We start from the raw sequence: 17,544 nt of genomic DNA on the forward strand, positions 1-17,544 counted from the left end.
GACCGGTACCGCGCCTCCCGTCCGTCACGTGGTGACGTGCGCCGGTCGGGTCAGTTGACGGGACCGGTGTACTTCTCGCCCGGGCCCTTGCCCGGGGCATCGGGGATGCTCGACGCCTCGCGGAACGCGAGCTGCACCGAACGGAGCCCGTCGCGCAGGGGGCGCGCGTGGTGGTCGCCGATCTCGGTGGCCGCGGCGGTGACCAGGCCGGCCAGGGCGGTGATGAGCTTCCGGGCCTCGTCGAGGTCCGTCTGCTCCTGCGGGTCGTCCGCCAGGCCGACCTTGACGGCCGCCGCGCTGAGCAGGTGGACGGCCACCGTGTTGATCAGCTCGACCGCGGGGACCTCGGCGATGTCGCGGGCCTCCTCGCCGGCCTCGTACTGCGTCTCGTCCTGCGGGGTGTCGGTCTCGGGGGTGTCGGGCACGGTGCTCCTCTGCTAGACTCATCGGCGGCAGATGCTGTCCGCGTGCCCTGATCCGCTCTCCGAGCTGGTCCCGGGCCCCGAACGGCGTCGTAGAAGAGGAGTCTCTCCCACCCGCGGCCGTGCACCACAGGCTACCGGGTCCCAACCGCTCCGCCGGCGTCCGCGCCGGTCGGCAGTCCCACCAGGGACCGCGTCGGGCGGCTGCCGAACGGGTCTCGATCCGTGCGTCAGATCTCCTCTCTCGTGCCGTCGTCCAGGGCAGATGCCCCGGACGGCCACCACCTGATTGAAGGAGCTCCGCATCACCGATCCCCGCACCAACGACCGAATCCGCGTTCCCGAGGTCCGACTCGTCGGCCCCCAGGGTGAGCAGGTCGGCGTTGTCCCGATCGCCATGGCCCTGCGTCTCGCGCAGGAAGCCGAACTGGATCTGGTCGAGGTCGCCCCGAACTCGAAGCCGCCCGTGGCCAAGATCATGGACTACGGCAAGTTCAAGTACGAGGCTGCGCAGAAGGCCAAGGAAGCCCGTCGCAACCAGGTGAACACGGACCTCAAGGAGGTCCGGTTCCGCCTGAAGATCGACGTGCACGACTACGAGACGAAGCGCAAGCGTGCCGAGGGGTTCCTCCTCGGTGGCGACAAGGTGAAGGCGATGATCCTCTTCCGCGGCCGCGAGCAGTCGCGTCCGGAGCAGGGTGTCCGTCTCCTCCAGAAGTTCGCCGAGGAGATCGCCGAGTTCGGTGTCGTCGAGTCGCGTCCGACCCAGGACGGCCGCAACATGACGATGATCATCGCCCCCCTGAAGAACAAGTCCGACGTCAAGGGCGAGCAGAACGCCAAGCGTGCTGCCGAGAAGGCCGAGCGTCGCGCGTCGGAGCACGCCGCGAAGGGCAAGGAGACCTCCGGGTCGTCCGAGTCCGCGCCGGCGGGCGCTCCCGCCGAGTAGGTCCACCCGGACCGACCGCGCAGCTCCGTCGAACCGCAACGGCGCGGCCCACCCAACCACCCCACGGAAAGGCACCCCCATGCCCAAGCAGAAGACCCACTCCGGGTCGAAGAAGCGCTTCAAGGTCACCGGCAGCGGCAAGATCATGAAGCAGCAGGCCGGTATGCGTCACAACCTCGAGGTCAAGAGCGCCAAGCGCAAGGCCCGCCTGAACGAGGACCAGGTCCTCGCGAAGGCCGACGCGAAGAACGTCAAGAAGCTTCTCGGCCACTGAGCCGGCGGAAACGTAAAGGAACAGATCAATGGCACGTGTCAAGAGAGCGGTCAACGCCGCCAAGAAGCGTCGCGTCATCCTCGAGCGCGCCGAGGGCTACCGCGGCCAGCGTTCGCGCCTGTACCGCAAGGCCAAGGAGCAGGTCACCCACTCCCTCGTCTACGCGTACCGCGACCGCCACGCGAAGAAGGGCGAGTTCCGTCGCCTGTGGATCCAGCGCATCAACGCCGCGTCGCGTGCGAACGGCCTGACCTACAACCGCCTCATCCAGGGCCTGAACCTGGCCGGCGTCGAGGTCGACCGTCGCATCCTCGCGGACCTCGCGGTGAACAACCCCGACACCTTCGCCGCGCTCGTCGCGACCGCGAAGAACGCGCTGCCGGCCGACACCTCGGCCCCGAAGGCCGCGTAGTCACGCCAGCTGCACCCGAAGCCCCCGCTCCGTCACGGAGCGGGGGCTTCGTCGTTCCTAGACTGGTGCCGTGAGCGATCTCCTCGAGAACCCGAAGTCCGGACGTGTCAGGGCGGTCGCCGCCCTCGCGAAGAAGGACGTCCGTGCCGACACCGGTCTGTTCCTGCTCGAGGGGCCGCAGGCGGTGCGCGAGGCGATCGAGTACCGTCCGGAGCTCCTCCGCGAGCTCTACGTGACCCCGACGGCAGCCGCCCGCTACGGACTCGACGACGCACCGGTCGACACGTGGTTCGTCTCCGAGCAGGTGCTCGAGACGATGGCGGACACCGTGACGCCCCAGGGCGTCGTCGCGGTGTGCCAGCAGTTCCCGACGTCGGTCAAGGACGTCTTCCCCGACGCCGGTCCGGCCGGCCAGGAGGCACGGCGCGGCTCCGGTACGGACGGTTCGCTCCCGGGGTTGGTCGCGATCCTCGAACAGGTCCGCGACCCCGGCAACGCGGGCACGATCATCCGCGCCGCCGACGCCGCGGGCGCGGATGCCGTCGTGCTGACCGGACGGAGCGTCGATCCGTACAACCCCAAGGTCGTCCGCTCGACCACGGGCTCGCTGTTCCACGTGCCGGTCTCGGTCGGGGTGACGCTCGCCGACACCGTCGCCCGGGCGAAGGCGCTCGGGTACACGGTCCTCGCGGCGGACGTCTCCGGTGACGACCTGCCCGACGTCCGGGCGGACGGGATGCTCGACGGGCCGACGGCGTGGGTCTTCGGGAACGAGGCCCGCGGGCTCACGAGCGAGGACCTCGCCCTCGTCGACCGCGCCGTGAAGGTCCCGATCTACGGCAGGGCCGAGTCGATGAACCTCGCGACGGCGGCGTCGGTGTGCCTGTACGAGTCGGCGTTCGCGCAGCGGGTCGCAGCGTCCTCCACAGGTCACTGACCGCGGTCCGCCGTCCACCGTCCGTGCGGTGCAGGGCGGCGGTATCCCGGCGGCCGGTAGGCTTGGGCCTCGTGTCAGAACACCTCGAGATCAGCGAACCGGCCGTCGCCGCCGCCGTGGACGAGGCCCTCGCCGCCGTCCGTGCCGCGACGACCGTGGCCGAGCTGAAGCAGGCCCGGACCGAGCACACCGGCGAGCAGTCGACGCTCGCACGGATGAACGCGTCGATGCGCAGCGTGCCGAAGGACCAGAAGGCCGAGGCGGGCAAGCTCGTCGGCCAGGCCCGTGGCCGGGTGAACGCGGCGATCGCGGAGCAGGAGTCCGTCCTCGCCGAGGCCGAGGAGCGCGCCAGGCTCGAGGCCGAGCGGATCGACGTCACCGCCCTGCCGGTCCGCCGTGCACCGGGCTCCCGGCACCCGCTCTCGGTCCTCAACGAGACCGTCGCCGACATCTTCGTCGGCATGGGGTGGGAGGTGGCAGAGGGCCCCGAGCTCGAGCACGAGTGGTTCAACTTCGACGCCCTGAACTTCGACCCGGACCACCCGGCGCGGGCGATGGCGGACACGATCTTCGTCGAGCCCGTCGACCGGCACCTCGTGATGCGGACGCACACGTCGCCGGTGCAGGTCCGTTCGCTGTTGTCCCGCGAGCTCCCGCTCTACGTCATCGCCCCCGGCCGGGTCTACCGCGCGGACGAGCTCGACGCCACGCACCTGCCGGTCTTCACGCAGGTCGAGGGCATCGCGATCGACAAGGGCCTCACGATGGCGCACCTGCGTGGCACGCTCGAGCACTTCGCACGCCAGGTGTTCGGCGCCGAGGCGCAGATCCGCCTGCGCCCGAACTACTTCCCGTTCACCGAGCCCAGCGCCGAGATGGACGTCTGGCAGCCGAACGCCAAGGGCGGCGCCCGGTGGGTCGAGTGGGGCGGCTGCGGCATGGTGAACCCCAACGTCCTGCGCGCCGCCGGCATCGACCCGGACGAGTACCAGGGCTTCGCGTTCGGGATGGGCATCGAGCGGACGCTGCAGTTCCGCAACGGCCTGAACGACATGCGTGACTTCCTCGAGGGCGACATCCGCTTCTCGCAGCAGTTCGGAACGGTGGTCTGATGCGCGTCCCACTCCGTTGGCTCGGCGAGTCCGTCGACCTCCCCGACGACGTCTCCCTCGAGCACGTCCACGCGGCGCTCGTGTCGGTGGGCTTCGAGGAAGAGGACGTCCACACCTACGACCTCACCGGACCGATCGTCGTCGGCCGCGTGCTCGAGCGGGAGCCCGAACCGCAGAAGAACGGCAAGACGATCAACTGGTGCCAGGTCGACGTCGGTGAGCCCGAGCCGCGCGGCATCGTCTGCGGCGCGCACAACTTCGACGTGGGTGACCTCGTCGTCGTGACGCTGCCCGGCGCGGTGCTGCCCGGCCCGTTCCCGATCGCCGCGCGCAAGACGTACGGGCACGTGTCCGACGGCATGATCGCCTCGGCGCGTGAGCTCGGGCTGGGCGACGAGCACGACGGGATCCTCCGCTTCGCCGACCTCGGCATGGAGCCCGAGGTCGGCGCGGACGCCATCGCGTTGCTCGGCCTCGACGACGCCGCGGTCGAGATCAACGTCACGCCGGACCGCGGCTACGTCATGAGCATGCGCGGCGTCGCGCGGGAGTACGCCCACGCGACGGGGGCGACCTTCCACGACCCGGCGGAGCGCGTGACGCCCCGCACCGGTGAGGGCTTCCGCGTCACGATCGACGACCAGGCCCCGGTCCGCGGCCGCGTCGGAGCGCACACCTTCGTCACGCGCGTCGTGCGCGGGATCGACCCGACGGTGAAGACACCGGCATGGATGGTGTCGCGTCTCGCGCTCGCCGGCGTGCGCTCGATCTCGCTGCCGGTCGACATCACGAACTACGTGATGTTCGAGCTCGGCCAGCCCCTGCACGGGTACGACCTCGCGAAGGTCGTCGGCGGTCTCGGTGTCCGTCGGGCGACCGCGGGGGAGACCCTCGTCACGCTCGACGACGTCACCCGGACGCTCGACGCCGAGGACCTCGTCATCACCGATGACGACGGCCCGGTCGGCCTCGCCGGCGTGATGGGCGGCGCCCGCACCGAGATCTCGGACACGACGACCGACGTCCTGATCGAGGCCGCGGGCTTCGACCAGGTCTCGATCGCCCGGACGGCCCGTCGGCACAAGCTGCCGAGCGAGGCCTCGAAGCGCTTCGAGCGCGGAGTGGACCCGATGGTGGCCGAGGCCGCGGCGAACCGCGCCGTCGAACTCCTCGTCGAGCTCGCCGGCGGGACGGCGGACGCCCTCGGGTCGACGCTCGTCGACGCCGAGCCCCGCCCGACGGTCACGATGCGCGCCTCCCGCCCGGCCGAGCTCGTCGGGGTCGAGTACACCGACGCCGAGGTCATCGACACCCTGCGGGCGATCGGTGCGACGGTCGAGGTCGACGGTGCGCTGCTCGTCGTCACACCGCCGACCTGGCGTCCGGACCTCACCGACGACACCACCCTGGTGGAGGAGGTGGCGCGCATCGTCGGGTACGACCGCATCCCGAGCGTGCTGCCCGTGGCGCCGCCCGGGCGCGGACTGACCCGCCACCAGCAGGCCCGTCGTCGCGTGGCCGCCGCCCTCGCCGCGGACGGTCTCGTCGAGGTCGTCACCGCGCCGTTCGTCTCGCAGGCGACCCAGGCCGCCTACCCGGGCATCGACGGCGACGGCGGCCCGAGCGTCGTGCTCGCGAACGCCCTGGACAGCGAGCAGTCGCTGCTCCGGCGCAGCGGTCTGCCAGCGCTCGTCGACGCAGCACGCCGCAACGTGTCGCGCGGTCTCGTGGACGTCGCCCTGTACGAGACCTCCCGGGTGTTCCTGCCCGCCACGGACGTACAGCTCGGCACGGACACCGTGCCCGCCGGCGCCGCCCGTCCGGACCGCGAGACCCTCGCCGCCCTCGACGCCGCGCTCCCGCCGCAGCCGTTCCACGTCTCGGCGCTCCTCACCGGCAACCGTGTCGTGAAGCAGCCGGGCGTGCAGCCCGAGCCCTACGGCATCGCGGACGCGCTCGACGTCGCCCGCGCGGTGGCGTGGGCCGTCGGGGTCGAGCTCCGGATCGCGCAGACGAGCCACCCGTCCCTGCACCCGGGGCGTGCGGCGTCGCTGCTCGTCGGGGACACCGTCGTCGGTGTCGCGGGCGAGCTGCTGCCCGTCCTCACCGAGGCCGCGGTTCTCCCGCGCGTGGTCGCCGTCGTCGAGCTCGACCTCGACGCCCTGGTGGCCGCGGCACCGGAGCTCGTCTCGGTCGCGCCGATCGTCACCTACCCGGCAGCGACACAGGACCTGTCCCTCGTCGTGGCGGTCGACGTCGCGGCTGGTGACGTGCTCGACGCCGTCCGCTCTGGCGCCGGAGACCTGCTGGAGTATGCTCGGCTCGTGGACGACTACCGGGGCTCCGGCGTGGACGAGGGACAGAAGTCCCTGACGTTCGCGCTGCGCTTCCGCGCCACGGACCGCACGCTGACCGCTGCCGAGGCCTCCGAGGCCCGTGACGGCGCCGTCCGACGTGCCGGCGAGCGATTCGGGGCGACCCTGCGCGACTGATCCACCGGATCAGCACCGCCCGGGGCCGCCGCCTCCGAACCTCTCGACGACCAGTCCGACCAAAGGTGGAACCCATGTCCGTATCCGTCGCCGTGGCGGGAGCCTCCGGCTACGCGGGCGGTGAGCTCCTGCGCGTGCTCGCCGCCCATCCCGAGTTCGAGGTCCGGACGGTGACGGCGTTCTCGAACGCCGGACAGCCGCTCATCGCGACCCAGCCGCACCTGCGGTCGCTGGCCCACCTGACCCTGGTCGAGACGACGGCGGAGCACCTGCGCGGACACGACGTGGTGTTCCTCGCGCTGCCGCACGGGCAGTCCGGGGCGATCACGGCGGAGCTCGACGACGACACGCTCGTCGTCGACTGCGGCGCGGACCACCGGCTGACGGACCCGGCCGCGTGGGAGGCCTTCTACGGCGGCGAGTACCACGGCGCGTGGACCTACGGGCTGCCCGAGCTGCTGCACGCGGCGCCGGCTCCCGGGACGGCCGAGGAGTGGCGCGACGTCGACGACATCGCCGGGCTCGGCCGCCAGCGGACCGAACTCTCGTCGACCAAGCGGATCGCGGTGCCGGGGTGCAACGTGACCGCGGTGACACTGGGCATCCAGCCGGGGATCCAGGCCGGTCTCGTCGAGTCCGACGACCTCGTCGCGGTGCTGAGCGTCGGCCCGAGCGGTGCCGGCAAGAAGCTCGCCACCACGTACCTGGCGTCGGAGATCATGGGTTCCGCCAGCGCGTACGCCGTCGGCGGCTCGCACCGGCACGTCCCGGAGATCCAGCAGAACCTGGTCGCAGCGGGCGCCGGCGACGTCACGATCTCGTTCACGCCGGTGCTCGTGCCGATGTCGCGCGGCATCCTCGCGACGACGACCGCCAAGCTCTCGCCGGGTGTCAGCGCCCGCGACGTCCGGCTCGCATGGGAGCAGGCCTACGCCGACGAACCGTTCGTGCACCTGCTGCCCGAGGGCGAGTTCCCCCGGACAGCCGACACCGTCGGGGCCAACACCTGTCTGGTCGGCATCGCCGTCGACGAGGCAGCGGGCCGCGTCGTCGCCGTCAGCGCCCTCGACAACCTCGCCAAGGGCACCGCCGGCGCGGCCGTGCAGTCGGCGAACATCGCCCTGGGCTTCCCCGAGACCCTCGGCCTGAGCGTGGACGGAGTCGCACCGTGACCGACGCAACCTCGACGGACCAGGCCGGGACGAGCCTCCAGGGTGTGACCGCCGCTGCGGGCTTCCGCGCTGCCGGCGTGACCGCCGGACTCAAGGCGAGCGGCAAGCCCGACGTCGCCCTCGTCGTGAACGACGGACCCGAGGCGGCCGCGGCCGCCGTGTTCACCAGCAACCGCGCACAGGCGCACCCCGTCGTCTGGTCACGCCAGGTCGTCGGTGACGGTGTCGCCCGGGCCGTGGTGCTGAACTCCGGCGGCGCGAACTGCTTCACCGGCCCGTTCGGCTTCCAGACCACCCACATGACTGCGGAGGCCGTCGGCGACGCGCTCGGCATCGGTGCCGGCGACGTGGTGGTGTGCTCGACCGGCCTGATCGGCGTCGGCGACCAGACGTTCCGCGACGGCGTGCTCCGCGGCGTCGACCTCGCGGTGGCGGCGCTGGACACCGAGGGCGGGCCGGCCGCCGCGACCGCGATCATGACGACGGACACGAAGCCGAAGCAGTCGGTGGCGACCGAGGACGGCTGGACCGTCGGCGGGATGGCCAAGGGTGCCGGCATGCTCGCTCCGGGGCTGGCCACGATGCTCGTCGTCATCACGACCGACGCGGTGCAGACCGCGGAGCAGCTCGACCAGGCGCTCCGAGCGGCCACCCGGGTGACGTTCGACCGCGTCGACTCGGACGGCTGCATGTCGACGAACGACACCGTCGTGCTGCTGTCCTCGGGTGCGAGCGGCGTCACGCCCGAGGTCGGGGACTTCCAGGAGGCACTGACCGCGGTCTGCGCCGACCTCGCCCGACAGCTCCAGCAGGACGCCGAGGGTGCGAGCCACGACATCACCATCACGGTGACCGGCGCAGTGAGCGAGGACGACGCGGTGACCGTCGGCCGCAGCGTCGCACGGAACAACCTCTTCAAGGCGGCCGTCTTCGGCAACGACCCGAACTGGGGCCGGGTGCTCGCGGCGATCGGCACGACCGACGCCGAGTTCGACCCGTACGCGGTCGACGTGAGCATGAACGGCGTCCGGGTGTGCCACGCCGGAGCCCCTGATCGTCCGAGCGACGAGGTCGACCTGACCCCGCGCGACACCCAGGTCCTGATCGAGCTCGGCGTCGGCACCCACGCGGCGACGATCCTGACGAACGACCTGACGCACGACTACGTCCACGAGAACAGCGCGTACTCCAGCTGATGCCCGAACTCACGAAGGAAGAAGAGCACGAGCTCGCCGCCGTCAAGGCCGCGACGCTCATCGAGTCCCTGCCGTGGCTGAAGCGGTTCTCGGGCAAGACCGTCGTCGTGAAGTTCGGCGGCAACGCCATGGTGAACGACGACCTCAAGCGCGCGTTCGCCGAGGACATGGTCTACCTCCGCTACGCCGGCCTGCACCCCGTCGTCGTGCACGGCGGCGGCCCGCAGATCTCCGCCGCGCTCAAGGAACAGGGCATCGAGTCCGAGTTCCGCGGCGGCTACCGCGTCACGACCACCGAGGCGATCACGGTGGTGCGCGACGTCCTGGCAGGCGAGGTGAACCGCGAGATCGTCGACCTCGTCAACGAGCACGGGGACGGTCTCGCGGTCGGCGTGTTCGGTGACGGCGGGTCGCTGTTCACCGGCGAGAAGAAGGGCGTCGTCGTGGACGGCGAGCACTTCGACCTCGGCCACGTCGGCGACATCACGCACGTCGACCCCTCCGGGGTCCTGGCCGCGATCGAGGCCGGGCGGATCCCGGTCGTGTCGAGCATCGCGATCGACGACGCCCACCCGGACCAGGCGCTCAACGTGAACGCCGATGCCGCTGCTGGTGCCCTGGCGATCGCCCTCGGCGCCGCGAAGCTCATGATGCTGACCGACGTGCCCGGCCTCTACCGCAACTGGCCGGACCGCGACTCGATCATCGACCTCATCGCCGTCGACGAGCTGCGCGAGCTGCTCCCGACGCTCGAGTCGGGGATGATCCCGAAGATGACCGCCTGCCTCGACGCCGTGGTCGGCGGGGTCGGCGGCGCGACGATCATCGACGGACGGATCCCGCACTCGATCCTGCTCGAGGTCTTCACCCTCCGCGGCGCGGGCACCGAGGTGATCCCGGACCCGAGCCGCCGGACCGAGAACCAGAACACCCACGCCGAGGTCGGCCGACGCGTGCCCGAGTCCGCAGCGGACCCGGGCCGCCACGCAGCGCCCGACACCACCGGCACCGGCACCGCCACGACACCGAAGGGGACCGAGCAGTGAGCACCGAGACGCAGACCCAGACCTGGAACGACCGGTTCGGGGCGTCGCTCATGCGATCCCTGACGCCGCCGAAGATCATGCTCGAGCGCGGACAGGGGTGCCGCGTCTGGGACGTCGACGGCAACGAGTACCTCGACTTCCTCGCCGGCATCGCCGTGAACTCGCTCGGTCACGCCCACCCGGCGCTGGTCGAGGCCGTGGCCGACCAGGCCGCGAAGCTCGTGCACGTGTCGAACTACTTCGCGACGCCGCCGCAGCTCGAGCTCGCCGAGCGCCTCAAGCGCATCACCGGCGCCGGTGACGCGGGTCGCGTGTACTTCGGCAACTCCGGCGCCGAGGCGAACGAGGCCGCCTTCAAGCTCGCCCGGCTCAACAAGGGTGCCGACGGCCGCAAGACCCGCATCCTCGCGCTGAAGCAGGGCTTCCACGGCCGGACCATGGGTGCGCTCGCGCTCACCGGCAAGCCCGCCCTGCAGGAGGACTTCCTGCCGATGATCCCGGGCGTCGAGCACATCGACTCGACGGTCGAGGCGCTCGAGGCCGCGATCGACGACACCGTCGCGGCGCTCATCGTCGAGCCGATCAAGGGCGAGGCCGGCGTGGTCGACCTGCCCGAGGGCTTCCTGCAGACGGCGCGGCGCCTCACCGAGGAGCACGGCGCGCTGTTCATCCTCGACGAGATCCAGACCGGGGTCGGTCGCACGGGCAACTGGTTCACGTTCCAGGGGCACGATTTCGTGCCGGACGCGGTGACGATCGCCAAGGGCATCGCCGGTGGCTTCCCGATCGGTGCCCTCGTCACGTTCGGCTGGGCGTCCGAGCTGTTCTCGGCGGGTCAGCACGGTTCGACCTTCGGCGGCAACCCCCTCGGCACCCGGGTGGCGAACGCCGTGCTGGCCGAGATCGAACGTGCCGACCTGGTCGCCGGAGCGGTGACCAAGGGCGAGCGCATCCGAGCGGGGATCACCGGTCTCGGCTCGCCGCTGGTGCAGGAGGTGCGCGGGACGGGGCTGCTCGTCGGCGTGGGTCTCACGGCGCCCGTCGGTCCCGCCGTCAACGCCGCCGCACTCCAGCGCGGCCTGATCATCAACGCCCCGAACGAGTCGAGCCTGCGCATCGCGCCGCCGCTCGTCGTGTCCGACGCCGAGATCGACGAGTTCGTGTCGATCCTCGGCGAGAGCCTCGCCGCCGTCGCCTCCGAGCACGTCGGCACCGAGCCCGTCGCCGCCGACCAAGGCGCCACCCAGGAGACCTCCGCATGACCCGCCACTTCCTCCGGGACGACGACCTGAGCCAGGCCGAGCAGTCCGCCATCCTCGACCTCGCCGCGCAGATGAAGCGCGACCGCTGGGGCGAGAAGCCGCTCGCCGGGCCGCAGTCCGTCGCGGTGATCTTCGACAAGTCGTCGACGCGCACCCGGGTCTCCTTCCACGTCGGCATCTCCGACCTGGGCGGCAGCCCGCTCGTCATCACGACGGCGAACAGCCAGCTCGGCGGCAAGGAGACGCCGTCGGACACCGCACGCGTGCTCGAGCGCATGGTGTCCGCGATCGTCTGGCGCACGTACGCGCAGTCCGGCCTCGAGGAGATGGCGGCGGGCACCCGGGTGCCGGTGGTCAACGCGCTGTCCGACGACTTCCACCCGTGCCAGCTGCTCGCCGACCTGCTGACCATCCGGGAGCACCGCGGCGCCCTGGCCGGGCAGACCGTCGCGTTCATCGGTGACGGTGCGAGCAACATGGCGCAGTCGTACCTGCTGGCCGGCGCGACGGCGGGCATGCACGTCCGCGTCGCCGCCCCCGAGGCGTTCAGCCCGGACCCGCAGGTCGTCGCCGACGCCGAGCGTCGTGCAGCGGAGACGGGCGGATCCGCCCTGGTCGTGACGGACCCGGTCGCTGCGGTCGCCGGCGCGGACGTCGTCGTGACCGACACCTGGGTGTCGATGGGCAAGGAGGACGAGAAGCAGGCGCGACTCGACACCTTCGCTGGCTACCGCGTCGACGACGAGCTGATGGCGCACGCTGCCGACGACGCGGTCTTCATGCACTGCCTGCCTGCCGACCGGGGCTTCGAGGTCACGGCCGAGGTGATCGACGGGCCGCGCAGCATCATCTGGGACGAGGCCGAGAACCGACTCCACGCGCAGAAGGCCCTGCTCGCCTGGCTCCTGGCCGCCAACGCCACGGGTGCTCCGGCGGCGCCCGCGGTGCCCGCCGCCTGACCACGTCCGACAGGAGTCCCGTGACCGACCGCATCGTCGTCGCCTGCTCCGCCGGGGTCGACCCGGCGGGTGCCGTCGAGCAGTTCGGGGTGGACCACGAGGTCGTCGCCCTCGTGGTCGACGTCGGCGGTCGGTCGCGCGAGGTGGACGCGGTCCGTGGACGCGCACGAGCGGCCGGCGCCGTGGACGCCGTGGTCGTCGACGCGAAGACCGAGTACGCCGAGCAGTACGTGGTCGCGGCCGTCCGGGCCAATGCCGGCGAGCCGGGGCGTCCGCTCGTGCCGGCGCTCCGTCTCCCCCTCGTCGCCGACCACCTCGTCCGGACGGCCAGGCACTTCGGTGCGGTGGCGGTGGCCCACGTGACCATCGCGCCGGACGACGTCGCGCTGGCTGCGACGGTCGCCGGGTTCGACCCCGACCTCGAGGTCCTGCCCGTGCCCGTCACCGTCGTCCCCACCGTCGGTGCGGAGCAGGACCTCTGGGGCCGGCTCGTCACGGAGCCGGACCTCGACGACCCCTGGGCCCTGGTCGACCCGTCCGACTGGTCCCGCACCCGGGACGCAGCAGGAGCCACGACCGCAGCGGAGGCCGCGACCGGAGCGGGGGCCGCGACCGCAGCGGGGGCCGCGACCGGCGCGCCCGATCCGGACGACGTCACGGTGACCTTCGAGCACGGCGTCCCGGTCGCCCTCGACGGACAGCGCTTCACCGTCCTCCGGCTGCTGCAGGAGCTCGACGCCCTCGCCGGTCGCCACGGCGTCGGTCGGCACGACCTCGTCGACGACCTGGTCGACGGCCGCAAGGTCCGCCGGGTCGCCGAGACCCCGGGCGCCACTGCGCTGGTGGCCGCGCACCGAGACCTCGAACGGCTCACCCTCGAGCGGGACGTCCTGCGGTTCAAGCAGGGCATCGATCGCGAGTGGACCGACCTGGTGCACGACGGGCGCTGGGCGAGCGGGCTCCGCCGCGGTCTGGACGCCTTCATCGAGCAGACCCAGCGGCACGTCTCGGGCGACGTGCGCCTCCGACTGCACGGCGGTACGGCTGCCGTCACCGGGCGGCGCTCCGGCCAGAGCCTCTACGACTTCGAGCTCGCCGCCACCCACGCGGACGACCCGGTGTCGCTCATGACCGCGTGGGCGCGGCCCCCACGCACGGCGGCCCGCCGCGACCGCGCGAACTGACGACCGCGCGCACCGACGCACCGTACGACACCACGGACACCACCAGCACCGGGCACCACCAGCACCAGGCACCACCAGCACCGGGCACCACCAGCACCAGGCACCACCAGCACCAGGCACCACCAGCACCGCCCACCACCCAGCACCGACCGACCAGCACCAGGCAGGACGACATGACCGACGCGACCCAGCCCGCCAAGACCGACGCCACGAACACCGGCGCCCTCTGGGGCGGACGCTTCGCCGACGGCCCGAGCGCCGAGCTCGCCGCGCTGTCCCGATCGACGCAGTTCGACTGGCAGCTGGCCCCGTACGACATCGCCGGCTCGCGTGCGCACGCCCGCGCACTGCACACCGCGGGCTACCTCACGGCGGACGAGCTCGAGCGGATGACCGCCGGCCTCGACCGCCTCGAGTCCGCGCACGCCGACGGCTCCCTGCAGCCCGACGACGGCGACGAGGACGTCCACGGCGCCCTCGAACGGCTCCTCATCGCGGACCTGGGGCCCGAGCTCGGCGGCAAGCTCCGCGCGGGCCGGAGCCGGAACGACCAGATCGCCACGCTCGGTCGCATGCACATGCTCGACCACGGTCGTCGCATCGGACGGCTCGTCATCGACCTGGTGGACGCGATCTCGCAGCAGGCGAGCGAGCACCCGACCGCGATCATGCCCGGCCGCACGCACCTGCAGCACGCGCAGCCCGTGCTCCTCGCACACCACCTCCTCGCGCACGCGTGGCCCCTCGTCCGCGACCTCGAACGGCTCCGCGACTGGGCCGACCGCGCGAGCGTCAGCCCGTACGGCGCCGGTGCGCTCGCGGGCAGCTCCCTCGGCCTCGACCCCGCTGCGATCGCACGCGAACTCGGCTTCGCCCGACCGGCCGACAACTCGATCGACGCCACGGCCGCTCGTGACGTCGTGGCCGAGTTCGCCTTCGTGCTCGCCCAGATCGGCATCGACGTGTCGCGGCTGGCCGAGGAGGTCATCCTCTGGAACACGAAGGAGTTCGGTTTCGTCCGGCTGCACGACGCGTTCTCGACGGGCTCGAGCATCATGCCGCAGAAGAAGAACCCCGACATCGCGGAGCTCGCCCGCGGCAAGTCCGGCCGACTCGTCGGCAACCTGACGGGGCTCCTCACCACGCTCAAGGGCCTCCCGCTCGCGTACAACCGTGACCTGCAGGAGGACAAGGAGCCCGTGTTCGACTCGGTCGCGCAGCTCGAGGTCCTGCTCCCCGCCTTCACCGGCATGATCGCGACGCTCACCTTCGACACCGACCGGATGGCCGAGCTCGCACCGCAGGGCTTCTCGCTCGCGACCGACGTCGCCGAGTGGCTCGTCCGTCAGGGCGTGCCCTTCCGTGACGCCCACGAGATCTCCGGCGCACTGGTCCGGTACTGCGAGGAACGCGGCATCGAGCTCGACGACCCGTCCGACGACGAGTACCGCGCCGTGTCCGAGCACCTGACCCCCGCGGTGCGCGAGGTGCTCACCATCGAGGGCAGCGTCGCCTCCCGCGCGGGCGCGGGCGGGACCGCTCCGGACCGTGTGGCCGAGCAGCTCACCTCGCTGACCCGTCGTGTCCACGACCTCGCCGAGGGCGCCCCCTTCACCCGATGACGGTCCCGAGTCCGTTGGCAGCCCTGCTGTCCGAGCCCGCACCGGTCTGTGCTCCGGCTCTGCTCGGCGCGACGATCACGGGGCGGGGTGTGACGCTCCGGATCACCGAGGTCGAGGCCTACTGGGGACCGACCGACCCCGGCTCGCACGGACACCGCGGACCCACACCACGCAACCGACACCTCTTCGGTCCGCCCGGCACGCTCTACGCGTACCGCTCGTACGGCATCCACACCTGCGTCAACGTCGTGAGCGCGCCGGCCGGCACGTCGTCCGGCTCGCTGCTCCGGGGCGCCGAGGTCGTCGACGGCATCGAGCTCGCCCGGGAGCGCCGCGGTCCGTCCGTCCCGGACGCCGCGCTGGCACGTGGTCCCGGCAACCTCGGCAGCGCCCTCGGCGCCGTGCTCGGCGAGGACGACGGCACCTCGCTCCTCGACGGGTCCGGTCCGTTCACGCTGCGGCTCGCACCCGGCCTGGAGGCGCGGCTCACCTCCGCCGACCCGGCCGACGTGGTCGGGTCGCTGCTCCAGGAGGCCGTGCCCGGCCCGGTCGGGCCGTCCCCGGTCCGACGGATCTCGCGCGGGCCGCGCACCGGTGTCGCCGGCGTCGCCGGCGGCACGACGTTCCCCTGGCGGTTCTGGCTGACCGGCGAACCGACGGTGTCGGCGTACCGACGGCACCAGCGGGCGGTCGACTGACGGGGCCGCACCGCGCCTCCCGGCCGTCCGCCGGTGACTACGATGGTCGGGTGTCCAGCACAACCGACCACGACGACCTGACACGCCAGCAGAACGATCCCACCTTCGCCTCGGTGTGGGACGAACTGCGCTGGCGCGGTCTGGTGCACGTCTCGACCGACGAGACGGCACTCCGGGAGGCCCTCGACGGCGAGCCGGTCACGTACTACTGCGGCTTCGACCCGACGGCACCGTCGCTGCACTGCGGCAACCTGCTGCAGCTGCTCACGATGCGACGACTCCAGCTCGCGGGCCACAAGCCGCTCGCACTGGTGGGCGGGTCGACCGGTCTCATCGGCGACCCGCGACCGACCGCGGAGCGCACCCTGAACACCCCGGAGACCGTCGCCGAGTGGGTGAGCCGGCTCCAGGCCCAGGTGTCGCGGTTCCTCAGCCCCGACGGCGAGAACGGCGTCCGGCTGGTGAACAACCTCGACTGGACGGCGCCGCTGTCCGCCATCGACTTCCTGCGCGACATCGGCAAGTACTTCCGCGTCGGCACGATGCTGAAGAAGGACGCGGTCGCGGCGCGGCTGAACTCCGACGCGGGCATCAGCTACACCGAGTTCAGCTACCAGATCCTGCAGGGGCTGGACTACCGCGAGCTGTACCGCCAGTACGGGTGCACCCTGCAGACCGGTGGGTCGGACCAGTGGGGGAACCTGACGTCGGGGACCGACCTCATCCGGCGGACCGAGGGTGTCGCGGTGCACGCGATGGGCACGCCGCTCATCACGAACTCGGACGGCACGAAGTTCGGCAAGAGCGAGGGCAACGCGATCTGGCTCGACGCCGAGATGACCTCGCCGTACGCCTTCTACCAGTTCTGGCTCAACACGGCGGACGCGGACGTCGTCGCTCGGCTGCGGGAGTTCACGTTCCTGGACCGGGCGGAGATCGAGCGCCTCGAGCAGGCGGTGGCTGACGAGCCGTTCCGGCGCGAAGCCCAGCGGACCCTCGCGTTCGTGGTGACCTCGCTGGTGCACGGGACCGAGGCGACCCAGGCCGTGATCGACGCGTCGGCGGCGCTGTTCGGCAACGGTGACCTCGCGGCGCTCGACCCCGAGACCCTGCGGGCCGCGCTCGCGGAGCTCCCCGGATCGGGTTCGATCGACGGCAGCGCCGATGTTGCGCGAGCCCTCGTGGAGACCGGCCTCGTGAAGTCCCTCGGCGAGGCCCGTCGAGCCGTCGACCAGGGCGGCGTGTACGTGAACAACGTCCGCGCCGAGGACCCGACCGCGCAGTTGTCCGGCCTCGCCCTCCCCGGAGGCGCCGTCGTGCTGCGCCGCGGCAAGAAGACCCTCGCCGGCGTGACGCTCGCCTGAGCAGCCGTCCGGAGCGCGATCGGTGCCCGACCTCCCCCGCGGGAGGTCGGGCACCGTCGTACCCGGGGGAGTGCGCCGCCGGCTGTTGCACAAGGCGACACGCCCGGGAGTCGGGGCGGTTGGCGCTCCGCCGGACTGCTGCGTAGAGTTCTTACTCGTCACCCCAAAGGTGCGGCGGAGCGGCTGGAGCGAGAGCCCAGAGCCTGCCGGCCTCAAGCGGGGACCATCCTCCACCGAAGTTCAGACCGGGTCTTGCACTCGGGCGCTTCGACGCTTAGGATGATTACTCCACCGGCCCTCTCCTACGGGATGAGCCACAGGACCTCGGTCCGACGCGTTGCCGGTGGCACCAAGAACACAAGCCCTTCTGGCGGAGCTTCCTGTGTGGGAGTCGAGTGGGGGGTGCGTCTGGTCCTTGAGAACTCAACAGCGTGCACATTGTC

The 17,544-nt window shown here is 71.8% G+C and carries 16 protein-coding genes; 15 read left to right on the plus strand and 1 reads right to left on the minus strand.

The features are described 5' to 3' along the window. Nucleotides 1–50 precede the first annotated feature (50 nt). Nucleotides 51–425 (minus strand): DUF1844 domain-containing protein, encoded by a 375-nt coding sequence (locus QUG93_RS15460; RefSeq protein ID WP_434533122.1) that lies wholly within the window; start codon nucleotides 423–425, stop codon nucleotides 51–53. Between the two features lie 286 nt (nucleotides 426–711). Here QUG93_RS15460 and infC point away from each other — a divergent pair, with 286 nt between their 5' ends. From infC to tyrS, 15 genes are all read left to right on the plus strand, one after another. Beyond that, nucleotides 712–1,371: a translation initiation factor IF-3 gene (gene infC, locus QUG93_RS15465; protein ID WP_289475418.1), complete on the plus strand. Its 660-nt coding sequence runs from the start codon at nucleotides 712–714 to the stop codon at nucleotides 1,369–1,371. 79 nt (nucleotides 1,372–1,450) lie between these two features. Next, nucleotides 1,451–1,645: a 50S ribosomal protein L35 gene (gene rpmI, locus QUG93_RS15470; protein WP_022903519.1), complete on the plus strand. Its 195-nt coding sequence runs from the start codon at nucleotides 1,451–1,453 to the stop codon at nucleotides 1,643–1,645. Between the two features lie 28 nt (nucleotides 1,646–1,673). Then, nucleotides 1,674–2,057, plus strand: a complete 384-nt coding sequence (gene rplT, locus QUG93_RS15475; RefSeq protein ID WP_289475421.1) for a 50S ribosomal protein L20 — start codon at nucleotides 1,674–1,676, stop codon at nucleotides 2,055–2,057. 70 nt (nucleotides 2,058–2,127) lie between these two features. Further along, nucleotides 2,128–2,994, plus strand: coding sequence for a TrmH family RNA methyltransferase (locus QUG93_RS15480; protein WP_289475423.1), 867 nt, complete (start codon nucleotides 2,128–2,130; stop codon nucleotides 2,992–2,994). Between the two features lie 71 nt (nucleotides 2,995–3,065). Beyond that, nucleotides 3,066–4,106 carry a phenylalanine--tRNA ligase subunit alpha gene (pheS, locus tag QUG93_RS15485; protein WP_289475425.1) on the plus strand — a complete coding sequence of 347 codons (1,041 nt, stop codon included), beginning with the start codon at nucleotides 3,066–3,068 and terminating at the stop codon, nucleotides 4,104–4,106. Next, complete coding sequence (gene pheT / locus QUG93_RS15490; protein ID WP_289475428.1) at nucleotides 4,106–6,598, plus strand: phenylalanine--tRNA ligase subunit beta; 2,493 nt, start codon at nucleotides 4,106–4,108, stop codon at nucleotides 6,596–6,598. The genes pheS and pheT overlap by 1 nt, the downstream gene beginning before the upstream one ends. Nucleotides 6,599–6,672: 74 nt before the next feature. Next, on the plus strand, nucleotides 6,673–7,770 hold the full coding sequence (locus tag QUG93_RS15495; RefSeq protein WP_289475430.1) for an N-acetyl-gamma-glutamyl-phosphate reductase: 1,098 nt from the start codon (nucleotides 6,673–6,675) through the stop codon (nucleotides 7,768–7,770). Then, nucleotides 7,767–8,966, plus strand: coding sequence for a bifunctional glutamate N-acetyltransferase/amino-acid acetyltransferase ArgJ (argJ, locus tag QUG93_RS15500; protein WP_289475431.1), 1,200 nt, complete (start codon nucleotides 7,767–7,769; stop codon nucleotides 8,964–8,966). The genes QUG93_RS15495 and argJ overlap by 4 nt, the downstream gene beginning before the upstream one ends. Then, entirely contained in the window at nucleotides 8,966–10,012 is a 1,047-nt protein-coding gene (gene argB / locus QUG93_RS15505; protein WP_289475433.1) for an acetylglutamate kinase, read from the plus strand. The genes argJ and argB overlap by 1 nt, the downstream gene beginning before the upstream one ends. Further along, the gene (locus tag QUG93_RS15510) at nucleotides 10,009–11,274 is read left to right on the plus strand and encodes an acetylornithine transaminase (RefSeq protein ID WP_289475435.1); all 1,266 of its coding nucleotides are present in this window, start codon (nucleotides 10,009–10,011) and stop codon (nucleotides 11,272–11,274) included. Before argB ends, QUG93_RS15510 begins: the two co-directional genes overlap by 4 nt. After that, nucleotides 11,271–12,233 (plus strand): ornithine carbamoyltransferase, encoded by a 963-nt coding sequence (gene argF, locus QUG93_RS15515; protein ID WP_289475438.1) that lies wholly within the window; start codon nucleotides 11,271–11,273, stop codon nucleotides 12,231–12,233. The genes QUG93_RS15510 and argF overlap by 4 nt, the downstream gene beginning before the upstream one ends. Before the next feature lie 20 nt (nucleotides 12,234–12,253). Then, nucleotides 12,254–13,417, plus strand: coding sequence for an argininosuccinate synthase domain-containing protein (locus QUG93_RS15520; RefSeq protein ID WP_289475440.1), 1,164 nt, complete (start codon nucleotides 12,254–12,256; stop codon nucleotides 13,415–13,417). A 173-nt stretch (nucleotides 13,418–13,590) separates the two neighbouring features. Next, a complete protein-coding gene (argH, locus tag QUG93_RS15525; RefSeq protein ID WP_289475443.1) occupies nucleotides 13,591–15,039 on the plus strand; it encodes an argininosuccinate lyase in 1,449 nt (482 codons plus the stop codon). Then, nucleotides 15,036–15,737 carry a DNA-3-methyladenine glycosylase gene (locus tag QUG93_RS15530; RefSeq protein ID WP_289475445.1) on the plus strand — a complete coding sequence of 234 codons (702 nt, stop codon included), beginning with the start codon at nucleotides 15,036–15,038 and terminating at the stop codon, nucleotides 15,735–15,737. Before argH ends, QUG93_RS15530 begins: the two co-directional genes overlap by 4 nt. 50 nt (nucleotides 15,738–15,787) lie before the next feature. Continuing rightward, nucleotides 15,788–17,101, plus strand: a complete 1,314-nt coding sequence (gene tyrS, locus QUG93_RS15535) for a tyrosine--tRNA ligase (RefSeq protein WP_289475447.1) — start codon at nucleotides 15,788–15,790, stop codon at nucleotides 17,099–17,101. The last annotated feature ends 443 nt before the right edge of the window (nucleotides 17,102–17,544 follow it).

This window comes from Curtobacterium caseinilyticum, assembly GCF_030363035.1.
In the GTDB taxonomy this organism is placed as follows: domain Bacteria; phylum Actinomycetota; class Actinomycetes; order Actinomycetales; family Microbacteriaceae; genus Curtobacterium; species Curtobacterium caseinilyticum.